The organism is Litchfieldia salsa (assembly GCF_900104555.1).
Taxonomy (GTDB): domain Bacteria; phylum Bacillota; class Bacilli; order Bacillales; family Bacillaceae_L; genus Litchfieldia; species Litchfieldia salsa.
This window is the reverse complement of sequence record NZ_FNJU01000026.1, coordinates 1-16519: the sequence shown is the minus strand read 5'-3', so window position 1 is coordinate 16519 and position 16519 is coordinate 1. Positions and strand designations below refer to the sequence as shown.

Sequence of the window (16519 nt, the reverse complement as noted above, 5' to 3'; positions counted from 1 at the left end):
ACCTTCTCAAGGTATTTTAAATCAAGCTCGATGCCCTCATACCAATGCTTTAAGTAAAGCTCTCCTGTTTTCATATAGTCTCCGTCATTGACTGTGATATATGGAAACCCTCCATTAACACGCATGCTCACTAGCTGATCACGTACTTGCTCCCAGCCCTTATCTACAATTTTATAGTCACGACCTTGCTTTTGGAATAAGTACATATCCTCACGCATCACTAAATCTTTTGTTAAGTAGTTACGAATAAACGAGATATCTGATTCAACTTCACGTACCTCAAACATCTTCTCTCGACCAGATCCTGGTTTCACACCCCGCTCAATCATATCAGCTGTTGGATTATCATAACGTTCCTCAATGTCTTCGAAGATTTTCAAACCTAAATAGTAAGGGTTAATCTGTGTACGTGATGGCTGAACAACACCTGCATTTAACTTTGCAAATTCAATCGCTTCATCTGACGTTAAGTCCATTTCACGTATGATTCGTTGGTGCCAGAACGATGCCCAGCCTTCGTATCGCATAGATGTTTTTTTAAAACCTTTTTACACAATCTCCAACCTTCGTTAACCCTCTTTTTCACAAAGCTTTACATATTAGTTGTTTTCTGATTTCGTTGATTCCTTATAATGTGCACAAAAGGACTTAATTTTGTTAGATAATCTTCTTCTAAATAACATTAGTTCTTTTTAGACTCTTAGTTACTAATTTTAATGGTATTAAATGATTCTGGATCAAGATTGAAAACATAAGTATGAGACCCAGTAAAAAGACAAAGATCTCTACTATTTTTGAAAGGATTACAAATTACAACCACTTTTTCTCCTTCCCCATTTTCAAACGCAATTGCACTACCTGACCACTTACCTTTGATTCCGATACGGGAATAACCTGGTCCAACAAAATGGGAGAAATGTTTCATAACATAATACTCTGGATTATAAACCTTTTCCTTTGTAACGGGATCCACTGTTACCATTGAGTTTTGCTCCCATCCCCATGTGCTTCTTCCTTTTGGCTCCAGCACCATATTCCAATAGATATAGCTGTTTACTCCGTTTAAGAAATAATGATGATATAAATGGAAGACATATTTGGCATATTCCCAAGAATTGTTTCCATCACCGCATTCATTTTCCGTTTGCATATAACGCAACTCGGGGTAACTAATGACTGTTTGTTGAAGTGCGTACTTTCCTGCCCACTGATAGCCAACACCTTTAATATATTTATAGGCCTCTGGATCGCTCAAAACGGTATGAGCAAAATCATAATAATGAGTATCCGATCTGACGAATAATTCCTCTACTTTTGCATTAATCGTTCCCAGCCAAATTTCTGTGTCTAAACCATGCGCGTCAAACGCCGGTCCCAAATAGTCGGCAATAAATTCTTTTAGCTGCTCTCCTGTCCAAAGGCAGGAAGGAAATTTTTGGTCCGCTGAGACTTCATTTTGAACATGGATTTGGTGGATGGTAATCCCCTCTTCAAGGTAAGCCTCTACAAATTTCACAAAATAAAGAGCATAGGCCTCAAGGATTTCTTTTTCCCAGCGTAGTGTCCCAGAATTATATGCCTTCGGAAACTTCATCCATGTCGGCGGACTCCATGGCGAAGCAAAAAATTTCAAATCAGGATTGTACTTTAGAGCTTCTTTAATATAAGGAATTAGATACTTTTTATCTCTTTCAATCGAAAAGTGTTCCATCGCAAAATCATTATCAGTTTCATTGAGGCTATACCACTCAAGAGCATAATCACTGGCACCGATTGGTAAGCGACAAATGCTAAATTTATGGTCACCTTCTGGGTGAAACAAAGAATAAAAGACTTCTGCTCTTTCCTTATCTGACAAATGAATTAAGGCGGTATAGCCCAGTTCGTTAAAACATCCGCCAAAGCCTTCAATAGGCTGTAACGTTTCCTCCGTTAATATTAGATCTGGAATGCCTTTTTGTTCACCAACAGCATTTTTTTCCACCCAATAAGCATCTTTTGAACTTGAAACCCAATTAATATTCATTTTTTGCATTACTCCTCAACCCCTAATGTTCTCTTAGTAAATAGGACAAAGTGACAACTGGCAATTTACCGGTTGTCACTCTGTCCTCTTTTATATAATTTATTGTTAATTAACTCTTGATGTTAGTCTTTCCATCCAGCTTAGCACTTGTAGATGTTTACGGTTAACGAAAGCAAGCCACCTTTTACTTAGACTTTTTCTCGATAAGTTGAATCGTGTCAACACGAATATCCTTATTATCAAAAACAAGATATAAGTTTGATGTACCTTTAGATTTCTTCAGTGGCTTAGTTACTTCTACATAAGCCATTTCGTTAAGTGTTGCTCCACTGCCATCGTTACTTGGTACTGTATAAGTCGATTCTCCAGTTTCTTTAAATTTTAGTTTTGCTAATCGTTCTCCTGTTGGAGAATCTTTTCTAATTTCAATAGTAGAAGTTGGATTATCAGAAGCAACCATTAATTTAATTTCCTTAACATTGCTCAAATCCACTTTTGGAATACCAACCCATGAATCAGATCCGGTTGACATAACAGCATAATACTGCCCCGCATAAGTTGTTGTTCTCTCTTTAGACACTTCACGATATACAAGATTATTGTTATGGAAAGCATGATCCCACACATTAGCAGGTTTAGATAAATCTAAAGTACCTAATGTTTTACCCGTAACTGTAAGTGATTTTGACAGTTTGATATCTGCAGAAGACTGTCCAACCATTAACGTATAGTTTCCTGTTTCTACAATTTTTTCCTGCCTATTCACATCCCATATAGCAAAATCCTCTGGATTTACAGTAATTGTTACTGTTTTTGTTTCATTTGCAGGAATGTATTCTTTTCCGAAAGCTACAAGCTGTTTTTTCGGGACGTTCGAACCATATTCAGAAGTATTATTTGTAACATAAAACTGAATTACCTCTGACGCACCGATAGATCCAGTGTTACTTATATCCACCTTTACCTCAAAAGTTCCATCAGCGTTTACACGATTTGGTACTTGAATATTACTATAGTCAAATGTCGTATAGCTCAATCCATATCCGAATGGATAGGTTACCTCAGCGTCAGTATATTGATACGTAAGCTTCGATTCAGCTGGATCAGCGTTTGTCATATCCACAGTAAATCGCTGATCGATTTGGTCCAGAGAGCTAATCTTGTCACCTTCAGGCAAGCTATACTCGCTTATTCCCGGGAAGGATGAGATATCTTTATACCAAGTGCTTTGAAGGTGTCCACTTGGAACCACTTCGCCAAACAATACCTCAGCCAGAGCTTTTCCATCGAATTGACCTCCATAAGGAGCAAACAATATAGAATCTATATTCGAATCATTATGAATTTGTTCCATTGCTACAGGGAAGCTTGAACTAATCACCACTACTGTCTGTTTACCTTGTGCTTTAAACTCTGCAGCAGCTTTTGTTGCTAGTTCTAGTTGGTCTTCTCCCATATCTAGACGTGCACGGTCAACACCTTCACTTGTATTGATTTGCGCAGGAGCACCGATTACGATGACTGCATAATCATTGGTTGTCGCTAACTCTGTCGCAACGTCTCCAGGCTCTTGTAGCACTACTTCTTTGAATGTCACAGAACCTTTGTCCGTTAAATTCTTAAAGGATTCTACATTCGTATTCGCTGTAACAGAATCTCCGGATACAGCTATATAGTTACCGTCTGTTAAGAAGGAAGTTTCAAATCCACCTTGGAAAGAACCTTTGAACCCACCCTGACGAATACTCTTATCTTCTCCAACATTCTCATATGAGAAAACTGCATTTACATATGGGTTGAAAGGAAGCAATGTTGTTGGTCTGTTTCCATTCAATTCTATCGTTGCGTCCTTCGTATTTCGCATTAAGTATTTTCCATTTGCTAGTGATGTAAAGCTGTAAGCATCCTGTCCCCAATCATATACTTCAAAAACTTCATTTTTTGAAATATACTCGCCAGTTCCCACATTATAGGAATAGGTTTCATCAGTTTCTGCAACATGTTCTCCACCTGCTTTTAAGATTCCATTCGTTGTACCAAGATCAGCAGTTAAGTATTTTCCAGTTGCGTTAGACTTCCATGCTACCAACTTACCACCAGAACGAACTTCAACTTGATCATCACCAAGTTTTTTCGAGATTGCATCAGCAATTGTAAGGTTCGAGCCAGGCACAGTCGGTGTTCCAGCTGAATACAATGTCTTGTTACGGTATTCCGCAAACTGACCCAACACGGCCACATTCTTATTTTCAGCTAACGGTAAAGTTCCATTATTTTTTAATAACACGATACTTTCTCTAGCAGCTTGTAAGGCGATTTCTTGATTTTTAGCGTCACCAGCATTTACAGGGTTGGAAATAAGATCATTGTATGGATAATCAATTGGAAGTCCATTCTCATCTCTCTCATTGAAATACCCCAAACGTACATATAATTCAAGAATAGGGCGCACAGCTTCCTTTAGCTTAGCTTCATCTACATTAAATAGCCCACGATTGATTCCATCAACTGATTGCGCTTTATCCGGATTTCCTGGACTACCATCAAATCTTGAATTCCCCCAGGTAGAAGCAATGTTAGCTAATAGTGCTGATAGATGAGCATTATCTGGAACATAGCTCGAATCATAACCATTTCCAAGACCTGTCACTAAATCGGTAACTGACCCATAATCAGTGATTAAAGAAACACTATAAGGTGAAACCTCTCTTGCGATCTTAATATTTGGTGAAATTGAGTTTGGAACTCCATTCGTTCTTCCATAGGAAGTCATAAAACCTGCAATGGAACCATTTTCAATTTGACGTAGAAAAGTTGGCAGCTGATATTCATGCAAAGCGCGAACACCTACGTTGTTACTGGTGTTTTTGCGAAACCACTGTGCATTATAAACTGCAAAGTGCTTACTTTGAATCCCAGTTTTAAGATAAAAATCATTATCTGTTGACCCATCACTCAAGTTAACTCCTGAGATTCCTGATCCCATTGAAGTCGCTAATTTGCTAGCCATAACAGGGTCTTCTGAAAACCCTTCATCATAACGGCCGCTAAGCGGATTATTTCGGATATCACCAATGGCTGACCACATTAATGCCAAGGAGCTATCTTCGACGGGAACACTTCCACGTTTTTCGTTCCCAATCACAGTTCCTACTTGATTAGCCAAATCCTTATTCCAGGAATTACCCAATCCAATAAATGAAGGGAAATCCGTGTACACACCTTGTACGTGATCTTTCCCATCCAAGTAAACCGGCAATGAATACCCTGCCTTAACCGTTCTCGTTCGGATAATGTTTCCTTCAGCATCTCGATAGGTTTGCCTTCCGTTTGAGAAGTAAATCAAATCTTCAACACTCATATCGTTGTCCATTATGTAATTGACAAACGGTGTTAAGTGCTCAGGCTTCCCACTGAATATTGGACGCCCATCCTCTCCTCTTTCAGGCACATAATCTGTAGTTGATTCTGCAAAAGCAATACCCTGGCCTAAACAACTTAACAAAATTACCAAAGACATAAACAAGGAAAATGTTCTTCGTGATGATTGGCGGAAGCTCCTTTTTACCATATTTCACCTTACCCCTTTCCATATTATGATTACGCTTACATACTGAATATAACATTCCAAGATAGGCCATACAGTAGAGAAATGGAAAGAAAAGTATAAGTTTATCCAATAGTCTAAAAATTAAAATAAAAACGATCCTATAGGCTTCATAACCAATAAGATCGTTTTTTACTTTTCCTCTATCCTTTTACTGCTCCCGCAGTAACACCTTTCGTTATTTTTTCATTGAAGATGGCATAGATAATGATCGCTGGTATAGAAGTCAACACCATGACCGCAAACTGAGAACCATAATCAGATGAGTATTGGCCTGCAAAATTCATAACGGAGAACGGTAAAGTCTTCAAACTATCATCACTTATAAATGTATAGGCCATAATAAATTCATTCCAACAAGTTAGGAATGTTGTCACCGCAACCGTAACAATAGCTGGCATTGTAAGCGGTAATATAATTTGGAAAACAATACGGTATATACTCGCACCGTCCATCACCGCTGACTCCTCTACAGATCTAGGAATACTCCTCATAAATCCTGTTAAAATAAATGTACTAAATGGTACTGAAACAGCTGTATAAGGAAGGATTAAACCCCAATAAGAATCTGTTAATCCTAGTGCCCTAAAGATTGTAAAGTTTGGTAATAGTGTAGCATGGATTGGAATCATGATTCCTAGCAAAATAATAACAAAAAAGAATTTATTCCATTTCCATGTCATCCTAGTAAACGCATAAGCCATCGATAAAGAAATGACTACGGTCAAAATGATGGTAGTTCCAGAAACTAAAATACTATTAAATAAGTATCTAACAAAATTCCCGTCTACCCAAGCATTCGTGTAATTTTCCCACTTTATCACTTCTGGCCATACCAGAATTTTATCCGAGTAAAACTCACTTGAATCTACTAACGAGAAATTAATTAACCAAATTAAAGGAAACAATTGAATGCAAGCAACCAGGAGCAAAAAGATCCATAGCATTATACGTTTTGATTTCGACATTATCTTCACTCCTTATCAATAGTCGAGATTTTTGTTATTGGTTATTTTGTTTAACAAGAAGGTAATTAGTAAGCAAAAAACGATAAACATGATAGAAATTGCATTTGCATAACCATAGTTACTAGCTGAAAATGCTTGATTATACAGGTATACGGCCACGAACTGGGTAGAGTCCCCTGGACCACCGTTTGTTGTTAGGAAGACAGTCTCCATTTGTTTAAATGCTGTAATCATCGCTAACACAATCTGTACCGAAATGACTGGAGATAATAGCGGCAATGTAATATGCCAATGTAATTTTAACCCTTTTGCTCCATCTAACCGAGCAGCTTCGTATAACTCCATTGGAATTCCCTTGATCCCAGCATAGTAAAATAGTAATCCCCATCCAAAGCCTGACCAAATTAAGATCACAAGTAATGAACCGAGTGCAGTCGATGAGTCACCCAACCAAGCATGTTGGAAGGAGCCAAGTCCAATTGCAGATAATATTTTATTAAATATCCCAAATGTAGGGTCTAACACAGAAAGCCACATTCTTGAAATGACGACAATCGACAATACACATGGAATGAAGAAAATAGTTCGAAACCACTTCTCGGCTTTCCCACCAATTCGATCTAATAATATCGCAAAGAAAATACAAATCGGATGTTGAATTAAAATAAAGCCTAGACCAAGCAATAATGCATTCCTTAAAGACAACCAAAAACGACTGTCCTCAAACAACAATTCTTTATAATTACTTAATCCTACCATCTCTATAGGAGTTCCAGGTGCTAATGTATTCGTTAATGAATAATATCCACTTAAAATGATAGGTGCAACGAATGTCAGTAAAAAGAATGCAATTCCTGGGAAGACGAAGAGAAAGATCGCAAGTTTATCACTATATACTTTATGCAATGGTGCCACTCCTTCCGAATAATGGGTATTTTCCATCATTCAACTTTTGTATTATCAAGTTTTGTTTATCATAACAATCTGACATCTGTTAGTAAGTAGAGAATAGGAGGATAAGGTTTAGAATTATCAAATGTTTTTTGTTATTAAATAAATGAACCTTGGATTATATGAGTCTATGAACTAAAACAGAGGGAAAGAAAAAGTAAAAAAACTCACAAACTTGGATTCACCAGCATTTGTGAGTTTTAAACCCTATTGAGTAAAAGCGAGGTGCCTTCATTTAGCAACAACGCATTCTAGTTTGATATTTTTTTATATTTTAATAGCTAATCGTATTACTCACTCTTTAGCAGTAGCATTCTTTTTAAAACTGTTAGGAGTTCTCCCCATATATTTTTTGAATTGCCTCGAAAAAATACAAGGGTCCTCATACCCAACATGGCTTGCAACATTTTTTACTGAATTACCTTCATTTAGTAAACGTTCGGCATAATGAAATTTAGCATTTAAACGATACTGTATGGGAGAAATACCTACCATTTTTTTAAACAATTTTCTAAGACTTTCATAACTCATATTAAATGATGCAGCGACATCTTCAAGAGAGACCGCTTTATCATAGTCTAGGGATAACAACTGCTTTGCTCCAGAGATAACAGTATCGATGTCATTATCAGGAATTTCACTATTCTCATTATGTAAGCTTATGAGCAACTTTTGTGCATTAAAGAAGACTTCAGTAAGATCAGAATGATTAGTCACTGTTTTAAGCTGAAATAATAAACCATTAAACCACTGTTTCAAATATGGTTTGAAATTTATTTCAAATACAGGTTTTTTTATGTTTACTAGATTTAGGGAAGCTAGTCCACGAAAAATGTCTTCGCCCATACTAAGATGAAATTCAAACCATTGCTCAGAAGGTTCAATGATGATGGTATATTTTTGATTTGGAAAAAGTTGACAGAATGAATTAGGGGCAAGAGGGTACTTTTCTCCTGCTTCATCAATCAAGCTACCGTACCCATGAATCAGTACAAAACAGCTATAATGGTCGTTATGAATCTTTCGGAATGTAGGATCAGGATCTCTATGTGAAAATCCACATGAAATTATACCGTTTTTTTTGAAGTTGTTAACGTATCGTGTACAAGTATCTGACTTCATCTGAGAATTTAGCAAAATAGCCTCTCCTTTCAGGTTCCTTAGATTTTATCTAATTCCAAAAATATCATAACAGAAGTAGATGATTAGCACGATTAAATTAGGGTTAAGCCATTTTGTTTGTGATTAATTTTACCAAAAATAACATGAATTTACCTCAAAATATCATGTAATCACAAAAAAGAAGGTGTTATGCTTTTGAAAAAGCACCAAGATGATTTTTCATATTGGTAAAAGGAGAGACTTGTGAAGAGATTAGTTAAAGGTATCAAGTATCACCTTATCGACAAAAGAGAGTTGAGCAAGTTTATGCGGAGACATTATTTCAACTTAAGCTTAAAAACCAAGTTTATCATTCTAATCATGCTGTCAACATCTCTAATCTCTATTACTTTGGGGTATTATTCCTACTCTACCTCAAAATCGCAAATCGTCGATAAAGTAAGTCAATCTAACCTTGCAGTTATTGGGGTGATTGATAGGAACTTAACAAACATGCAGAAAGGAATATCGGACTGGATTACTGTCTTTGCAATGTCTTCTGTCGTACAAAAAAGTTTGCAAGACCCCAGAACTGAACCCAATTATTTGGAGTCTGCCTTATATTCTGGCACAACCTCTTCAATGATGGACCAAATGCTTGTTACAGGGAACTTTGATTACTTAGCTCTATATGGAAAAACGAATGAACCGCTATACCAGGTTGCAAGAGATGGCAGCAGTGGCCCCAAGCATTTAAATGGAATAAAACAACATCGTATCTATCAAAAAACTTTACAATTAAATGGAAGCGCATACTGGTTTCCTTTAACGGAGCAAAATAATGTTTTCATCGAATACAACCGTCATGAAAAACTTGGTATGAGTCGTATCATTCGAAGCACTTTAAATGGAGAGAAATTAGGTTTTATCATGGTTGGGGTGAATCACCAGACAATAAAACAACATTATTTAAGAAGTTTATATGACCAGAATCACGGAATTGTGATTTTAGACCAAGAAGGAACTCCCCTTTTAAAAGCAGGAAAGGAATTCTATCATTCAAAGTTATTGCCATCAACGATTGTAGGCGATTTGTCTGAACGTACAGGATCTTTGATTAACACTGGTAGAGATGAAGACCTTCTTTTAACTTATAGTAGAGCCAAAAACGGGTGGCTTATTATGTATGCAGTACCTCTTAACCTATTAACTAAGGAATTAGATTCTATCAAGTCATTAGTAGTTATTATTATCATTACCTGCATATTGTTAAGCATTCCCATTAGTATGAGTATTAGCACATTATTAACTGCTCCAATCAAGAAGCTACTTGCCTCAATGAAACGATTTCAGAAAGGGCACTTTGATGAAAGAGTTGAAGTTAAATATCATGATGAAATTGGCCAACTTAGTCTAGGCTATAACACCATGGTTACTAACATTAAATCATTAGTTGATGAGGCTTATGTGCTTCGTTTAAAAGAGAAAGAAGCAGAGCTTAAAGCATTACAGTCTCAGATTAATCCTCACTTTCTATATAATATGCTTGATATGATCTATTGGGAAGCTGAGCGATCCGGTCAACCACAATTAGGTGACATGGTTATTTCACTTTCAAGGCTTTTCAGGTTGAGCTTAAACCGTGGGAAAAGCTTTACCAGTTTAGGTAAGGAAAAGGAGTTCATCCTTCTATACCTTTCTCTTCAACAAATGCGATTCAAGGATAGACTAACTTTTAACATAGATATAGCTGATGAACTCGAATCATATGTCATATTAAAATTATGTCTACAACCTTTTATTGAAAACGCTTTATATCATGGTATTGAAAGCAAACGGGAAGGTGGATTTATTCATGTTACTGCTAGTTTAAAAGATCAATATCTTCATTTCGAAATTCAGGATAATGGTGGTGGTATGAATGAAGAAACCCTTATGGATATTACGAAAATCCAAAATGAATCTGACGTATATACTTCTCATGAAACTGGTGGATATGCAATCCAAAATGTTATTGAGCGGTTACACCATTATTACAAGGATGACTATGTGCTAAGTTATGAAAGTGAACTTAAAAAAGGCACACTTGTAAAACTCGTTATTCCAGCGATCACTATTACTCAGGAGGAGATATCATGATTAACTTAATGATTGTTGATGATGAAGAACATGCAAGATTAGGCATAAAGACATCAATTAACTGGGAAGCTTACGATATCTGCATCATAGCCGAAGCTCGTGACGGTGCGGAGGCAATGGAACTACTTGAACACCATCATGTAGATATTCTGATGACAGATATTCGTATGCCTGAGGTTAACGGTTTAGAGTTAATTAAAACCGTCAATAAACAATACTCCCACATTAAAACGATAATCATGAGTGGGTATAATGATTTTGAATATGCTAAGAAAGCTTTGAAACTGGGCGTAAGTGATTATTTGTTAAAACCGAGTAGATCACAGGAGATTCTCGATATAGTTTTAAAATTGGTACATGAGATCAAAGAAGAAATTAAACAGCATGCCCACATAAATCAACTAAAAAATGGATTTCGAGAAAGTCTCCCTTTATTAAAAGAAAGAGCCTTATGCAGATTAGTTACAAGAGAGGATATCCCTTATGAAAAACTTCTAAGTAAAGTAAAGCTAGGCGGCCTGTCTTTTCCCAATCCCTACTTTGGTCTCTTAATGATTCAAATCGATAACTATTTATTTCACCAAGAACAATCTGGAACATACCGTAGTGAGTTATTAATATCTGGTATCAAAAATATCAGTGAAGAAACGCTTTCCGAAGCTTGCTTTTGTGCTGTATTTGAAGACCAAGATGTCATTATCCTCATCTTAAACAGTGATAAAAAAGAAGATGTTTCACAATTGTTACCTTTCATTGAGAAGTTAAAGAAAAACGTTCAGCAATACTTGAATCTAAGTATATCGGTTGGAATAAGCGGAATTGATAAGCCTATTAATGAACTCAGACATGCATATGTACGAGCTAGTCAAGCACTAGATCAGACATTTTTTATGGGATATGGAAAAATCATTGATTATGAGAAGTACATTGCAAGCAACTCAACCGAATCAACGTATCCTGTAGAGTTAGAAAAACAAATTATCCACTCAATTTTAGCTGGAGACGAATGTAAAACCGAAGAAAATATTAGATTATTCCAACTTTTTCTAGATAAAGAGAGGAATTTAAAAGATCAGATTCTGAAGTTCACTTTTAACTTATATTTCTCTCTTTATCATCTTTGCACTGAGAGGAACCTGGACATTAACGTAATTTTTAAACAAGATTTTAACGATATTAATCAAAAATTAGCCAAATCAAATATAGAGAATATCTATGAGGAATTGTTAGGAACGGCAATTCTCATTGTTAAACAGCTCAACGAAAAGAAGAATACGAATAAATTAATAGATTCCGCCCTAGACTACATTAGACAAAATTATGATAAAGATATTAGCCGAGAAACTGTTGCTAATGAAGTCTATATTACACCAGGTTATTTAAGCTTACTATTCAAACAGCAGTTAAACATGAGTTTCCTAGATTTTCTGCATAAGATAAGGATTGAGAAAGCATGCCAACTCCTTAGTGATCCGGGCAAACGAGTAGCTGATATTGCTCTACAAGTGGGATATAATGACGAAAAGTATTTCTTCCAAGTGTTTAAGAAATATATGGGGATGACCCCTAAACAATTTAGAAATACGACCTCAAGCAAAATCATTTAAAATTTAAAAGAACGCCGTCCCTTTCTGGAACGGCGTTTCACCTATTATTCATTACTGCTCCTCGATAATGGCAACTCCCCAACGCTCTAGTTCAACTTTTTGACCGCTTTCAACTGGCCTGTTTTCTAACAATTCCTGCCCATTTGAATGTGAATAAACAAACGTTTGTGGATCTTCCGAATAGTTAAAATAATAACGGACAGTCCGACCTAAATCATTCACACCTGACTTTACAATTAGGGGGAATTGTAATGCTTGGTCCACACCCCATACACCAGCTTCCTTTAAGGTTCTTTCCAATACAATTTTGATAACAGAAGGACTTGGAATGCATCCAATATAAGTTGCTCTTCCCTTCTCAAACTGATTTGTCGTAATTGCTGCATATTCACCCCAATGTGGATGGTCATACCATGCCAACACCTCAGCTGTTGTCGGCTGTAACAATTCCATCCAAGTATGAACAGAGTTATGATTTTCCCCCAAGTCGAATGGATCATTCTTCAACGTTACATCTTCAGGCTCAACAAATTGACTGTACTGCACACCACATACCTCGCTGATGATCCCAGGTTGGATATCAGTTCTCACTTGAGAGTTCTCGTTTGAAAAACCACTTTTAAAGGTGTAAACAACATGCCCTCCATTGCGTACATATTCATTTAGTTTTTCAAGTCTTTCATCTGAAGCTACGTACAATGACGGAACAACGATTAGCTCATATTTTTCAAATGATTCTACTGATACGTCGATCACATCGCAACCGATATTCATTTCATATAAACTATCATACATTAATCGTACGATATCATTATAATTAAGCTCTTTCCCAGGTAAAGGAAACCATTCCATTCCTGTTAGAGCATCATTGCTGACCAGGATAGCCACCTTGTTCGTTTTCCGAAGGTTGACCAAATGAGATGATAGTCTTTTAAAATCAGCACCAATCGTTTTGGCTTCATTATAGGTCGGATTCTCCTTTAGATCATGGCTTAACAAGCCTTTCCAATATGTTTCAAAAGAATTATGAATCGAATGCCAGTGCCAATATTCAACCATATTTGCTCCCGAAGCCAGATGGCTAAAGGCTTGAAGACGAAGCTGCCCAGGATACGGTGTCCAATCAGGAAAAGCCTGCGCTTGAGTTTCCAAAACAAAATAATTCGTTCCTTTTAATGAGCGAGTAGAATCTCCTCCGAAAGAAATCTCTGTACCTGTTAACTTCCCTTGAGAAGGATGATAGATATCCACACCCGCTATATCCACTGCTTTTGATGCCTCATAATGATTTACATCAGGTTGAACACCAAAGGAATAACCTCTCCATTCAAAATCGAAGTTATGGGTTATAAATTGATCGGATTTCTTGTATTCATTAACAATTGAAGCTTGCCAAGCTAAAAATTGAGTGACTAATTTGCGTTGAAAGCGTGAAAATTCAGCTCCTAAGCTACCATTTATTGTTCCAACAACTGACGGAAAATCCTCCCAGCTATTAATTCTGTTACTCCAATAATCAAGACCAAATGCGCGATTTAAGCTCTCCAAGGTACCAAACTTTTCTTGAAGATATTTAACAAAGCGAAGCTGTACGTTTGGCCCTGATGTATGGTAGTGCTTTGTTTCGTTATCAATCTGATATCCAATAACTGCTGGATGCGTGTAGACCCTTTTCATAAGTTTACGAATCATCCGTTCTGCGTAGAACAAAAACACAGGGTGTGTAATGTCCATAATTTGACGAGCCCCGTAACGTCCAGGCCCATTCGGTGTCTCAGCCAACACATCTGGATGCTCTTTAACCATCCAGGTAGGTACTGCATAGGTTGGTGTACCTACAATTACCTTAATCCCAGCTTCATGCATAGCGTTTAACACTCGATCTACACTCGTAAAGTCAAAAACACCATTTTGTGGCTCGTGCGTGCTCCAAGTTGATTCCGCAATTCGAACAAGATTAATTCCTGCTGCCTTCATCATAACAATATCTGTTTCCAATCGTTCATATGGCATATATTCATCATAATAAGCCACACCATACAGAAGTTCCTTTGTCATTTTTCCTCTCTCCTTCAATTGTATAAGTACCAATTAATCGTTATTCTAGCTCTCGTACATGGAATAAACAATGACTTTACCCTATCATTCGATAATTCTAAACCATATTCAACTTTTCTCTACTGACTTACAATCGTTTCATTTGTTATTCTTCAATTATGGATCAGCAGTGGTTCAATATTTTAACAGGGGGGATTTAGAAATGACTAAACAGATTAAATGGAAACGCTTAACTAGTTTTATGACTTTAATTCTTGCAGCAATATTGGTGTTAACTGCATGTAGCGGTAATGACTCCGGCAATAGCAATTCCACCTCAGACAATGAAACAACGAATGAAGGAAGCAATGAGGTTACACTTCGCTTGTTCTCAAACCTGCCTGATCGAACTTCTGGCCAAGGCCTTGCAGAACAGACTGTCATCGACAACTTCATGAAAGAAAATCCAGATATTAAGATTGAAGTGGAATCACTTGCAGAAGAACCTTTCAAAAATAAATTAAAAGCCTACATGGCTTCCAACGAACCTATTGATGTTACAATGGTTCACGGTGGTGCTGAACTTGCGACACTAGTAAAAGCAGGTTATGTTAAGGAAATCAACCCAACAGAGTATGAAGGTGAAAATTATAACTTCCTTCCTGGAGTTTACAAGTCATTTACATTTGACGATAAACTATACGGATTACCCCGAAACAGTGACTATGAAGTAATCTATTATAATAAAAAGCTTTTTGAAGACAATGGTGTGAAGGTGCCAACTACGTTTGATGAACTACTTGAAGCCACTAAATCTTTCCGTGATAAGAACATCATCCCAATGTCCATTAACGGGAAAGACCTATGGAGTTTCAGTGGTTTATATCAATTCATTGTTCAGCGTTACAGTGGTGATCAGAACCTCATTCTTGATGCAGTCTCAAATGATATTAAATTTACAGACGATGAGAGTTTCCTAAAAGCAGCCGAATACATGGTTGAACTACGTAATGAAGGACTCTTCCAAGATGGGTTCATGACTGCAGACTATGGTGCATCACAAAATTTATTCACTCAAGGAAGAGCTGCAATGTGGTTCATGGGATCATGGGAAGCTGGGATGGCAACAAATGAAAGCTTACCTGAAGAATTCCGTAACAACCTAGCAGTAGTTGAGTTCCCAGTTGCTGAAGAAGGAAATGCTCAAATTACTGATCTTCTTGCATGGAATGGTGGCGGTTATTCACTTGTAAATAGCTCTCAACATCCAAAAGAAGCAAAGAAATTTTTCGATTATCTTTTCCAAGCTAACCAATGGGCTAAAGTTGCATGGGATACAGGTGCAGCAGTTCCAGCCCAAAAGTATGAATTAACGGGAAATGAAACTGACGTACAAAAGAAATTAACAGAGATTCTTGTGAATGCTACCTCAACAGCAGGCGCTTTTGCTATCGATCATGGCACGCCTAAGTTCAAAGACGATGCACAAAATGTTTTCGGTAAATTCTTTAGTTCTAAAATGACAGCCGAAGAGCTTGTTGCGGAATTACAATCAGCAGCAGAAAATCAGTAACATCAGCTTTATCGGAGAAATCTTATTAGTTCTTTAGCTCTTTATAGTAATGTACGTACCTTTATAAACGTTTTTTAATTAGTTAAGTATTGAATAAAGATTAACATCCTAAATTAAAAACATTTAGACCCTCGAATACTCCAAGAGAGTGTTCGGGGGTTTGTTATTTTTATCCAGTTAGGTTAAATACGTTCGAAAACCAAACTACATAGTAACTGCTCCGGTAATAAAGTATAAAACTTCACATACTAAGATTCATTAAAATAAAAAGCCACTGATCCCTCAGCAGCTCCCCAATCCTTATACATACTTCCTAGTAACACTCTTCCCATCATACGTAAACACAACACCCTTATTCTCAATCATCGACTCCATATGAACCGGTCTTCCCCAAAGCTGGTGTAGGTATGGCATAACCTTCTCAAGGTATTTTAAATCAAGCTCGATGCCCTCATACCAATGCTTTAAGTAAAGCTCTCCTGTTTTCATATAGTCTCCGTCATTGACTGT

At 36.9% G+C, this 16519-nt stretch carries 9 protein-coding genes and 2 pseudogenes; 3 read left to right on the top strand and 8 right to left on the bottom strand.

Going from position 1 to position 16519, the window contains the following annotated elements; genetic code table 11:
- The 6 genes and pseudogenes from BLQ56_RS22865 to BLQ56_RS22840 all read right to left on the bottom strand — a co-directional run.
- A pseudogene (locus BLQ56_RS22865) lies at nucleotides 1-524 on the bottom strand (SpoVR family protein); the annotation flags it as partial.
- Between the two features lie 176 nt (nucleotides 525-700).
- Nucleotides 701-2035 (bottom strand): glycoside hydrolase family 30 protein, encoded by a 1335-nt coding sequence (locus tag BLQ56_RS22860; RefSeq protein ID WP_090859927.1) that lies wholly within the window; start codon nucleotides 2033-2035, stop codon nucleotides 701-703.
- A gap of 175 nt (nucleotides 2036-2210) precedes the next feature.
- Complete coding sequence (locus BLQ56_RS22855) at nucleotides 2211-5597, bottom strand: glycoside hydrolase family 3 protein (protein WP_090859926.1); 3387 nt, start codon at nucleotides 5595-5597, stop codon at nucleotides 2211-2213.
- Nucleotides 5598-5776: 179 nt separating this feature from the next.
- A complete protein-coding gene (locus BLQ56_RS22850) occupies nucleotides 5777-6601 on the bottom strand; it encodes a carbohydrate ABC transporter permease (protein WP_090859924.1) in 825 nt (274 codons plus the stop codon).
- Nucleotides 6602-6616: 15 nt separating this feature from the next.
- The gene (locus tag BLQ56_RS22845; protein WP_090859922.1) at nucleotides 6617-7507 is read right to left on the bottom strand and encodes a carbohydrate ABC transporter permease; all 891 of its coding nucleotides are present in this window, start codon (nucleotides 7505-7507) and stop codon (nucleotides 6617-6619) included.
- A 339-nt stretch (nucleotides 7508-7846) separates the two neighbouring features.
- Nucleotides 7847-8689 (bottom strand): helix-turn-helix domain-containing protein, encoded by an 843-nt coding sequence (locus BLQ56_RS22840; RefSeq protein WP_090859920.1) that lies wholly within the window; start codon nucleotides 8687-8689, stop codon nucleotides 7847-7849.
- A gap of 228 nt (nucleotides 8690-8917) precedes the next feature.
- On the opposite strand from BLQ56_RS22840, the gene BLQ56_RS22835 reads away from it, so the two are divergent.
- Together BLQ56_RS22835 and BLQ56_RS22830 are read left to right on the top strand one after the other, a co-directional pair.
- Nucleotides 8918-10792 (top strand): cache domain-containing sensor histidine kinase, encoded by a 1875-nt coding sequence (locus tag BLQ56_RS22835; protein WP_090859918.1) that lies wholly within the window; start codon nucleotides 8918-8920, stop codon nucleotides 10790-10792.
- A complete protein-coding gene (locus BLQ56_RS22830) occupies nucleotides 10789-12399 on the top strand; it encodes a response regulator transcription factor (protein ID WP_090859916.1) in 1611 nt (536 codons plus the stop codon). Before BLQ56_RS22835 ends, BLQ56_RS22830 begins: the two co-directional genes overlap by 4 nt.
- Before the next feature lie 51 nt (nucleotides 12400-12450).
- Here the strand turns inward: BLQ56_RS22830 and BLQ56_RS22825 are convergent, their stop codons facing one another.
- Complete coding sequence (locus BLQ56_RS22825) at nucleotides 12451-14457, bottom strand: beta-galactosidase (protein ID WP_090859914.1); 2007 nt, start codon at nucleotides 14455-14457, stop codon at nucleotides 12451-12453.
- Between the two features lie 202 nt (nucleotides 14458-14659).
- On the opposite strand from BLQ56_RS22825, the gene BLQ56_RS22820 reads away from it, so the two are divergent.
- The gene (locus tag BLQ56_RS22820; protein WP_175490433.1) at nucleotides 14660-16009 is read left to right on the top strand and encodes an ABC transporter substrate-binding protein; all 1350 of its coding nucleotides are present in this window, start codon (nucleotides 14660-14662) and stop codon (nucleotides 16007-16009) included.
- Nucleotides 16010-16309: 300 nt separating this feature from the next.
- Here the strand turns inward: BLQ56_RS22820 and BLQ56_RS22815 are convergent.
- Nucleotides 16310-16519 (bottom strand): annotated as a pseudogene (locus BLQ56_RS22815) (hypothetical protein); the annotation flags it as partial.